13 protein-coding genes are annotated in these 8,326 nt (G+C 61.9%); 12 read left to right on the top strand and 1 reads right to left on the bottom strand.

The features are described from left to right. The 11 genes from ADADOO_RS08205 to napF form a co-directional block, all read left to right on the top strand. Positions 1 to 362, top strand: a 362-nt coding sequence (locus tag ADADOO_RS08205) for a NapC/NirT family cytochrome c (RefSeq protein ID WP_511276601.1), incomplete at its 5' end; no start/stop codon positions are given. Between the two features lie 154 nt (positions 363 to 516). Then, positions 517 to 1,125, top strand: a complete 609-nt coding sequence (ccmA, locus tag ADADOO_RS08200; protein ID WP_511276599.1) for a cytochrome c biogenesis heme-transporting ATPase CcmA — start codon at positions 517 to 519, stop codon at positions 1,123 to 1,125. Positions 1,126 to 1,138: 13 nt separating this feature from the next. Next, positions 1,139 to 1,807 carry a heme exporter protein CcmB gene (gene ccmB, locus ADADOO_RS08195; RefSeq protein WP_511276597.1) on the top strand — a complete coding sequence of 223 codons (669 nt, stop codon included), beginning with the start codon at positions 1,139 to 1,141 and terminating at the stop codon, positions 1,805 to 1,807. Next, positions 1,804 to 2,559 (top strand): heme ABC transporter permease CcmC, encoded by a 756-nt coding sequence (gene ccmC, locus ADADOO_RS08190; protein ID WP_511276595.1) that lies wholly within the window; start codon positions 1,804 to 1,806, stop codon positions 2,557 to 2,559. Before ccmB ends, ccmC begins: the two co-directional genes overlap by 4 nt. Next, positions 2,556 to 2,744, top strand: a complete 189-nt coding sequence (gene ccmD, locus ADADOO_RS08185; RefSeq protein ID WP_511276593.1) for a heme exporter protein CcmD — start codon at positions 2,556 to 2,558, stop codon at positions 2,742 to 2,744. Before ccmC ends, ccmD begins: the two co-directional genes overlap by 4 nt. Next, the gene (gene ccmE / locus ADADOO_RS08180; RefSeq protein WP_511276591.1) at positions 2,741 to 3,229 is read left to right on the top strand and encodes a cytochrome c maturation protein CcmE; all 489 of its coding nucleotides are present in this window, start codon (positions 2,741 to 2,743) and stop codon (positions 3,227 to 3,229) included. Before ccmD ends, ccmE begins: the two co-directional genes overlap by 4 nt. Before the next feature lie 2 nt (positions 3,230 to 3,231). Then, positions 3,232 to 5,226 carry a heme lyase CcmF/NrfE family subunit gene (locus tag ADADOO_RS08175; protein ID WP_511276589.1) on the top strand — a complete coding sequence of 665 codons (1,995 nt, stop codon included), beginning with the start codon at positions 3,232 to 3,234 and terminating at the stop codon, positions 5,224 to 5,226. After that, positions 5,223 to 5,807, top strand: coding sequence for a DsbE family thiol:disulfide interchange protein (locus ADADOO_RS08170; protein WP_511276587.1), 585 nt, complete (start codon positions 5,223 to 5,225; stop codon positions 5,805 to 5,807). The genes ADADOO_RS08175 and ADADOO_RS08170 overlap by 4 nt, the downstream gene beginning before the upstream one ends. Continuing rightward, positions 5,804 to 6,292, top strand: a complete 489-nt coding sequence (locus ADADOO_RS08165; protein WP_511276585.1) for a cytochrome c-type biogenesis protein — start codon at positions 5,804 to 5,806, stop codon at positions 6,290 to 6,292. The genes ADADOO_RS08170 and ADADOO_RS08165 overlap by 4 nt, the downstream gene beginning before the upstream one ends. Then, positions 6,289 to 7,128, top strand: a complete 840-nt coding sequence (gene ccmI, locus ADADOO_RS08160) for a c-type cytochrome biogenesis protein CcmI (RefSeq protein ID WP_511276583.1) — start codon at positions 6,289 to 6,291, stop codon at positions 7,126 to 7,128. Before ADADOO_RS08165 ends, ccmI begins: the two co-directional genes overlap by 4 nt. A gap of 11 nt (positions 7,129 to 7,139) precedes the next feature. After that, positions 7,140 to 7,619, top strand: a complete 480-nt coding sequence (gene napF, locus ADADOO_RS08155; protein ID WP_511276581.1) for a ferredoxin-type protein NapF — start codon at positions 7,140 to 7,142, stop codon at positions 7,617 to 7,619. Between the two features lie 5 nt (positions 7,620 to 7,624). Here napF and ADADOO_RS08150 read toward each other — a convergent pair whose 3' ends face one another. Then, on the bottom strand, positions 7,625 to 7,882 hold the full coding sequence (locus tag ADADOO_RS08150; RefSeq protein ID WP_511276579.1) for a hypothetical protein: 258 nt from the start codon (positions 7,880 to 7,882) through the stop codon (positions 7,625 to 7,627). Between the two features lie 29 nt (positions 7,883 to 7,911). On the opposite strand from ADADOO_RS08150, the gene ADADOO_RS08145 reads away from it, so the two are divergent. Then, positions 7,912 to 8,326 (top strand): cyclic-di-GMP receptor FimW-related protein (locus tag ADADOO_RS08145; protein WP_511276577.1); only part of this gene is annotated, 415 nt, incomplete at its 3' end.

Below are 8,326 nucleotides of genomic sequence, written 5' to 3'. Positions count from 1 at the left end.
CCGGTGTGCGCGCCGTCTGTGCCGATTGCCATGTGCCGAAGGACTGGACCCACAAAATGATCCGCAAGGTCCAGGCGAGCCAGGAAGTTTGGGGCAAGCTGACGGGCTACATCGACACACCGGAAAAGTTCGAGGCCAAGCGGATGGAGCTGGCGACCCACGAGTGGGCGCGCATGAAAGCCTCCGGCTCGCGTGAATGCAAGAATTGCCACAATTTCGATGCAATGAGCCCGGAGTTGCAGAAACAAACACCTTACAAGAAGCACATGAAGGCCAAGGCAGAAGGCAAGACCTGCATTGACTGCCATAAAGGGATCGCTCACCACCTACCCAAGGAATACGAGGACCCGGAGGACGAATAGTATTCTTGAGCAACGTTAGCGAAGCACCGAAAAACAGGAGGGGAATTTCCCCTCCTGTTTTTCCAGGGGGGTGCGTTGATTGTTTGATTCGCCTTAATCTGCCGTTAAACTTGCGCGTTCATAATTTGCCGTCAATTTATTTCACTTCCCCTTGATGCTTGAAGCTGACAATCTGGAATGCGTGCGTGGCGAGCGCCGCCTGTTCGCAGGCCTTGGCTTCAAGCTGGAGGCTGGGGAACTGCTTTACCTGCAGGGCAAGAACGGCGCCGGCAAGACCAGCCTGCTGCGCATGCTGATCGGCCTGTTGCCGCCGGAGGCCGGCGAAATCCGCTGGAAGGGCGAATCGATCAAGTCCGACGAATTTCGCGCCGACCTCTGTTATCTCGGGCACCTGAACGCCATCAAGGAAGAATTGACCCCGCTGGAAAATCTGCGCGCCGCCGCCCGGCTGGCCGATGAAGAACTATCCGAAGACGATGCCATCGATGCGCTGGAGCAGGTCGGTCTGGCCGGCCGCGAAGACCTCGCCTGCAAATACCTGTCGCAAGGCCAGAAGCGCCGTGTGGCGCTGGCCCGCCTGGTCAAGGAAAAACGGCCGCTGTGGATTCTCGACGAACCTTTCGTCGCCCTCGATGTTGCTGCGGTTGACTGGCTCGCCGGCATCATTTCCGGCCATCTGCAGCGCGGTGGCCTGGCTGTCATGACGACGCACCAGCTGGTCAGCATTCCGGCCGGCACCGTGCGCGAATTGCGGCTCGGTTGAGGGTGATGCGCTGATGTTCAAAATTATCACCGCGGTCATTGGCCGGGACCTCAAACTGGCCATGCGCCGCCAGGCCGATATTGTTTCGGCACTATTTTTCTTCGTCATCGTCGTCAGCCTCTTCCCGCTCGGTGTCGGGCCGGAACCCGACCTCCTGCGCAAGCTGGCGCCGGGCGTGCTGTGGGTTGCCGCCCTGCTCGCCACCATGCTGTCGCTACCTCGCCTGTTTGCCGACGACCATCGCGACGGCACGCTCGAACAACTGGCGCTGGCCCCGCATCCGCTCGGGCTGGTCGTTACCGGAAAAGTCATTGCCCACTGGCTGGTCTCCGGCCTGCCGCTAGCCCTGATCGCACCGGTTCTCGGCATTCAGTTCGATCTATCTACCGATGCCCTGATCGTCCTCACCTTCGCCATCCTGATCGGCACCCCGGCGCTGTCCGGCATCGGCGCCATCGGTGCGGCGCTGACCCTTGGCCTGCGTGGCGGCGGCGTGCTGCTTTCGCTGCTCGTCCTGCCGCTCTACATCCCGGTGTTAATATTCGGCGCTGGCGCAGTGGATGCAACGATGACCGGGCTCGGGGGAGAAGGTCACCTGTCACTGCTCGCTGCACTTACCTTTGCCTCACTTGGCTTTGCCCCCTGGGCATCGGCCGCCGCCTTGAAGATCGCCCTCGAATGAAAGATCGCTTCAATCTCTACCGCTTCGCCTCGCCGGCCACCTTCTACCCGCTGGCCGGCGCGCTGATTCCCTACTTCATCGCTGTTTCGGTTGTCTTCGGCCTCGCCGGGCTCTGGCTCGGCATGCTCGTCGCACCGACCGACTTCCAGCAAGGCGAGGGGTACCGGATCATCTTCATCCATGTCCCGGCCTCCTGGATGTCGATGTTCATCTATCTGATCATGGCCGGCTGGGCCGCCATCGGGCTGGCTTTCAACACCCGGCTGTCGGGCATGATGGCGCAGGCCCTGGCGCCGACCGGCGCACTGATGGCCTTCCTGTCGCTGCTCACCGGCGCACTGTGGGGCAAGCCGATGTGGGGCGCCTGGTGGGTCTGGGATGCGCGGCTGACCTCGGAGCTGATCCTGCTTTTCCTTTATATCGGCTACATGGCGTTGACCGCCGCCATCGACGACGCGCGGCGCGCCGACAAGGCCGGCGGCCTGTTGCTGCTGGTCGGCGTCGTCAATATCCCGATCATCTATTTCTCGGTCAAATGGTGGAACACCCTGCACCAGGGTTCCAGTGTCAATCTCGCCAAATCGTCAATGGCCACCACGATGCTCTGGGGCATGCTACTGATGGCCATGTGCTTCTGGATGTATTCGATTGCCGTCGCGCTGATGCGCGTACGGACCATCATGCTTGAACGCGAGCGCCATACCGACTGGGTCAAGACCGAGTTGCTCGGCAAGGCAGGAGACGAAAAATGATCCACTGGGCCAGTTTTTCCGACTTCATCGCCATGGGCGGCTATGGCTTTTACGTCTGGGGCTCGTTCGGGGCCACCGTTCTGATCATGGCAATTGAACCGATTGTCGTCGCCCGCAATCGAAAGAGCACCATCGCTCGCCTCAAGCGCCAGTTGCGCGCTGAAACAAGGAACACCGCTGAATGAAATCCCGTCACAAAAAACTCGCCCTGATTGGCGGCGCGCTGGCCATCATCGGCATCATCGCCGCATTGGTCCTCAACGCCCTGAACAGCAATATCGCCCTCTACATTTCGCCGACCGACGTCGCCGAAGGCAAGGCACCGCAGGGCAAGGCTTTTCGCATCGGCGGACTGGTCAAGGAAGGAAGCCTGAAACGGCAGGAAGACGGCGTAACCATCGCGTTCGTCGTGACCGATACCGCCAAGGACATGACGGTCCATTACAAGGGCATCCTGCCTGACCTGTTCAAAGAAGGCAAAGGCGTCGTTGCCCAGGGAAAAATGAGCGCCGATGGTACTTTTGCGGCCAGCGAAGTGCTGGCCAAGCATGACGAGAACTACATGCCGCCGGAAGCCGCCAAGGCCGTTGGCGATGCGCAGGCCAAGGAAGCCGGAAAACATGTTTCCCCGTCCTCCTACAGCAACGACAAGCCGAAAGCGAGCTACTGAGCATGATCCCCGAACTCGGCCATTTCGCCCTCATTCTCGCCGCGCTGGTCGCCCTGATCCTCGGCACGCTGCCGCTGCTTGGCGCCCACCACAACCGCATGGCCTGGGTTGCCGTTGCCCGCCCCGCCGCAACGGCGATGGCGCTCCTGCTCACTTTCTCGTTCGCCTGCCTGGTGCAGGCTTTTGTGACGAGCGACTTCTCGGTCGTCTACGTGGCCCAGCATTCGAATTCCTTGCTGCCCATCCAGTACCGCGTTGCCGCGGTGTGGGGCGGCCATGAAGGCTCCTTGTTGCTGTGGATGCTGTTCCTGACCTGGTGGGCCTTTGGCGTCGCCATGCTATCGAAGCAACTGCCGGAAGCGATGGTAGCCCGCGTCCTGGGCACTCTCGGTCTCGTTGCCTTCGGTTTCATGCTGTTCATCCTGATCACTTCCAACCCCTTCGAGCGCCTGCTCCCGGCCGCAGCCGAAGGGCGCGACCTGAATCCGCTGTTGCAGGACTTCGGCCTGGTCATCCACCCGCCGCTGCTTTACATGGGTTACGTCGGTTTCTCGGTCGCCTTCGCCTTCGCCATCGCCGCGCTGCTGTCCGGCCAGTTGGATGCGGCCTGGGCGCGCTGGTCACGGCCGTGGACGATGGCCGCCTGGTGTTTCCTGACCCTCGGCATCGCCATGGGTTCGTGGTGGGCTTATTACGAACTGGGCTGGGGCGGCTGGTGGTTCTGGGACCCGGTCGAAAACGCCTCGTTCATGCCCTGGCTGGTTGGCACGGCGCTGATCCACTCGCTGGCCGTCACCGAAAAGCGCGGCAGTTTCAAGAACTGGACGGTGCTGTTGGCGATTTCGGCCTTTTCGCTATCGCTGCTTGGCACTTTCCTGGTTCGTTCCGGCGTACTGACTTCGGTGCATGCCTTCGCCACCGATCCACGGCGCGGCATTTTCATCCTGATCTTCCTCGTCGCCGTCATCGGCACCTCACTCGCGCTGTTCGCCTGGCGCGCTCCGAAGGTCGGGCTGGGCGGCCGTTTCGGGCTGGTTTCGCGCGAATCGCTGCTGCTGACCAATAACGTCCTGCTCGTTGTCGCCAGCGCCACGGTGCTGCTCGGCACGCTCTATCCGCTGCTCATCGACGCGCTGGGCATCGGCAAGATTTCGGTCGGACCGCCGTATTTCAATGCCGTCTTTGTGCCAGTCATGGCGCCCGTGCTTTTCCTCATGGGCATCGCCCCCTTCGCCCGCTGGAAAGAAGCCTCGCTCTCGGAGATCACCCGTACCGTGCGCTGGGCGATGCTTGCCGCGGCCGTTGTCGCCATCGCACTGCCCCTCGTTTATGGCCACTGGAGCGCGCTGACTGCACTCGGCATCCTCCTTGCCACCTGGGTCGTATTCACAACGCTGATCACCTTCGTCGAACGCGTCCAGCATACCCGGGCTGGCCAGTCCTTCCTGAATGCCGCACTGAAGCAGCCGCGCAGCTTTGTCGGCATGTGCATCGCCCACTTCGGCATTGCCGTTTTCGTTGTCGGCGTGACCATGGTCAATAGCTTCCAGGATGAAAAGGACATCAAGATGGCGCCCGGCGACACGACCACGGTGGCCGGTTACAGCTTCACCTTCAACGGGGTCAAGGAAGTGCAGGGACCGAACTACGTGGCGGCGCAGGGCGACTTCGATCTCACGGTCGACGGGAAATTTCGCCTGAAAATGAAACCCGAAAAACGCAACTACGCGTCGTCCGGCATGCCGATGACCGAGGCCGCCATCAATGCCGGTTTCCTGCGCGATGTCTATGTTTCGCTCGGCGAACCAATCGACCGCGACCGGCCGGAAGCCGAATGGGCCGTGCGCGTCTATTACAAACCCTTCGTCGACTGGATCTGGGGCGGCTGCGTGCTGATGGCGTTGGGCGGCCTGTTGGCCTTGCTCGACCGCCGTTACCGCGCCCAATCCCGCTCCTCCTCGACGGTCACCACCCCGGCTGGAAGCCAACACGCATGAACCGTTATTTCTGGATCCTCGGCGCTTTTGCCGCCCTCGTTGCCCTGCTCGCCGTCGGTCTCGGGCTCAACCCGCGCGACGTTCCCTCGCCGCTGGTCGGCAAGCCGGCCCCGGCCTTCAACCTCAACGTCCTGGCCACGCCGGACAAAATGCTTGGCCCCAAGGACATGCAGGGCAAGGTCTGGCTGTTCAACGTCTGGTCTTCGTGGTGCGTTTCGTGCCGCGCCGAGCACCCGGTGCTCGTCGAATTCTCGAAGAACGCCAACGTTCCGCTGGTCGGCCTCAACTACAAGGAAGTGCGCGGCGACGGCAATTTCGACATGAGCAAGATGCCGGCCGATGAAGAAAAGAAGCTGGCCTTCCAGCGCGCTAACCAGTGGCTCGCCGAGCACGGCAACCCGTACACGCTGACCGTCATGGACATCGACGGTCGCGTCGGCATCGACTACGGCGTCTACGGGGTGCCAGAAACCTACGTCATCGACAAGGCCGGGATCATCCGCATGAAGCACACCGGGCCAATTTCGCCGGACGATCTGAGCAAGAAGATCATGCCGCTGCTCGCCGAGCTGAACAAATGAAGCGCGCCGCCCTGATCGCCTTTTTCATTTTTGGCTCTTTTTTCGGGTCGACCGTCGCATTCGCCGATGCGGCGACCGAAGCCGCCACGGCCGCCGACCCGGTGGCCGAAAAACGCCTGCAAAAGCTCTCTGAAGAACTGCGCTGCCTGGTCTGCCAGAATCAGACCATCGCCGACTCCAACGCCGAACTGGCGCAAGACCTTCGGCGCGAAGTCCGGACCATGATCAAGGACGGCAAGACCGACCAGGAAATCGTCGATTTCATGGTCGTCCGCTACGGTGATTTCGTCCTCTACCGGCCGCCGGTCAAGGGCATCACGCTACTCCTCTGGGGCGGCCCGGTCGCCCTCATGCTGCTCGGCCTCTTCATCCTGCAGCGCTACCTGCGCCGGCGCGCCAGCCGCATCAATGCCGAAGACCAGCCGCTGTCGGCTGACGAGACCAGCCGCGCCGACGCGCTGCTCAAGGAAATCGAACCCAAATGAACCTGTTTGCCGTTTTCGCCGTCCTCCTGATCGTGGTCGTCTCCGCCTTCATCCTGCCGCCGCTGTGGCTCGGTCTACGCTCAACCAGCAAGGCCGACCGCAAGGAAACCAACCTCGCCATCTTCCGCGACCAACTGGCCGAACTAGCCCGTGAAAAATCCGAGGGCTCGCTGGTCGAGGCCGACTTTGAACAAGCCCGACACGAGTTGCAGCGCCGCCTGCTCGAAGAAGTCGAGCCGGCCACCATTGATGGCGCCGCCCCGGCCACGCACGGCCCGAGCCGCAAGATCGCCATCGCCATCCTGGTCATGCTGCCCATCCTCGCCCTGCTCGGCTACGGCATCCTCGGTAATCCGCAGGCGCTCGACCCGACGCAAACCGCCGCTCCGCAGCAAATGACGCCGGAAAAAATCAACGAAATGGTCACCAGCCTGGCCGAAAAACTCAAAGCCAACCCCGACAACATGCCGGGCTGGCTCATGCTCGCCCGTTCCTACAAATCCATGGGGCGCTACGACGAAGCCGTTCAAGCCTTTGCCAAGGCCGAGAAAGCCATTAGCGATGATCCCGACCAGCTGGCCAGCTATGCCGAAGCCATCGCCATGGCCAACGGCAAGGGAATCAACGGCAAGGCGATCCAGCTCATTGAACGCGCCCTGAAAGTCGATCCGCAACACGCCCACAGCCTGTTCCTGGCCGGCGCCGCCGCCATGGAGGCCGGCGACAACAAAAAGGGGCTCTCCTACTGGGAACCGCTGCTGTCGCAAGTTGAGCCGGGCTCCGAGATCGAGCAGATGCTGCGCAGCGGCATCGAAAAAATGAAGGCCGGCAAGTAGGCCAGACAACCATGGTCGACCTGTCCCGCCGCGGCTTCTTCCGCGGTCGACCGCGCCCGATGGCTGAAATCCGCCCGCCCTGGGCGCTCCCGGAAGCTGAGTTCATCGACCGCTGCACGCGCTGCAACGATTGCCTCAAAGCCTGCCCGACGCGGATTCTCGTCAGCGGTGATGGCGGCTATCCAACGGTCGATTTCAGCCTTGGCGAATGCACCTTCTGCGCCGACTGCGTCGCCGCTTGCCAACCCAAAGCCTTACTTCGCCAGAGCGCCGAACAAGCGGCCTGGCCCTACCGGGCGGCCATCGGCGAAGACTGTCTGCCCCGTCAGGGTGTCGAATGCCGCGTCTGCGGCGACTTCTGCGATGCCCGGGCCATCCGGTTCACGCCCCGGCTGGGCGGCAGCCCTCTGCCCGAGGTCGATACCGAAAAATGCACCGGCTGCGGCGCCTGCGTTGCGCCCTGTCCGGTCACTGCGCTCAGCGTTCGCTAGCCACGCTATTCGGATGCAGGCGGAACCAGTGGCGGCGCTGAAAATCCAAGGGCGATCATTTCCGTCTCCAGCTTGATGCGGAGGATCAGCAGGCCCTGCAAGGACTCGCGAGCCTTGTCGTCGGCCCAATTTTGGTGATGATTACGCAAACAGGCATCAATTTCGTGGCGATTGGCCAGATTGACGCGACAAACAGCAGCGTACCGGTGAATCTCGCTATCAAGATCCCGCAATTCGCGATCATAATGTTCAAATCCGCTCATCGTCCAAGCTTACTCCGGAAGGAGGAACCATGCATTGGTTAGCATTGCCCGAACCACGCAAGAACATCGCCCAGGCCTTTGACGACCTGGCATCGGCAAAAACCTGGCTGTCCGGCCAGTTGCAAGCCCAGCCCATGCACATGCTGGCTGCCATCAGCCTGCAGATCGAAGCCATCGAGGCATCGACGCTCGCGCCAAGCCTCGCCGTCGAACTGCTCGACCTGCTGCGCACCGCTGCGGTGCCGGCTCAAGACGCCATCGAACCGCGCTATATACGCAAGGCACTGCCCATGCTCGACGACGACCAGCGCGCTTTCGAGGTCGCCCAACGACTCTGGCTGCGTCTCGGAACGTCTTATCTGCGCCTTGCCCCGCATTTTGCCCCGGCCGAAAAAGGCAAACTGCTGCACCGGGCAGCCTGTGCCACCCGGATGACGGAATACT

Origin of the sequence: Azonexus sp., from assembly GCF_036170495.1 — a bacterium.
In the GTDB taxonomy this organism is placed as follows: Bacteria; Pseudomonadota; Gammaproteobacteria; order Burkholderiales; family Rhodocyclaceae; genus Azonexus.
This window is presented reverse-complemented; position numbering and strand designations above follow the sequence as displayed.

What these genes read in the sequence shown, in the direction of transcription:
- ccmE (WP_511276591.1), top strand. Translation starts at nt 2,741, where the DNA reads ATGAAATCCCGTCACAAAAAACTCGCCCTGATTGGCGGCGCGCTGGCC.
- ADADOO_RS08165 (WP_511276585.1), top strand. Translation starts at nt 5,804, where the DNA reads ATGAAGCGCGCCGCCCTGATCGCCTTTTTCATTTTTGGCTCTTTTTTC.
- ADADOO_RS08175 (WP_511276589.1), top strand. Translation starts at nt 3,232, where the DNA reads ATGATCCCCGAACTCGGCCATTTCGCCCTCATTCTCGCCGCGCTGGTC.
- ccmC (WP_511276595.1), top strand. Translation starts at nt 1,804, where the DNA reads ATGAAAGATCGCTTCAATCTCTACCGCTTCGCCTCGCCGGCCACCTTC.
- ccmD (WP_511276593.1), top strand. Translation starts at nt 2,556, where the DNA reads ATGATCCACTGGGCCAGTTTTTCCGACTTCATCGCCATGGGCGGCTAT.
- napF (WP_511276581.1), top strand. Translation starts at nt 7,140, where the DNA reads ATGGTCGACCTGTCCCGCCGCGGCTTCTTCCGCGGTCGACCGCGCCCG.
- ADADOO_RS08150 (WP_511276579.1), bottom strand. Translation starts at nt 7,882, where the DNA reads ATGAGCGGATTTGAACATTATGATCGCGAATTGCGGGATCTTGATAGC.
- ccmI (WP_511276583.1), top strand. Translation starts at nt 6,289, where the DNA reads ATGAACCTGTTTGCCGTTTTCGCCGTCCTCCTGATCGTGGTCGTCTCC.
- ccmB (WP_511276597.1), top strand. Translation starts at nt 1,139, where the DNA reads ATGTTCAAAATTATCACCGCGGTCATTGGCCGGGACCTCAAACTGGCC.
- ccmA (WP_511276599.1), top strand. Translation starts at nt 517, where the DNA reads ATGCTTGAAGCTGACAATCTGGAATGCGTGCGTGGCGAGCGCCGCCTG.
- ADADOO_RS08170 (WP_511276587.1), top strand. Translation starts at nt 5,223, where the DNA reads ATGAACCGTTATTTCTGGATCCTCGGCGCTTTTGCCGCCCTCGTTGCC.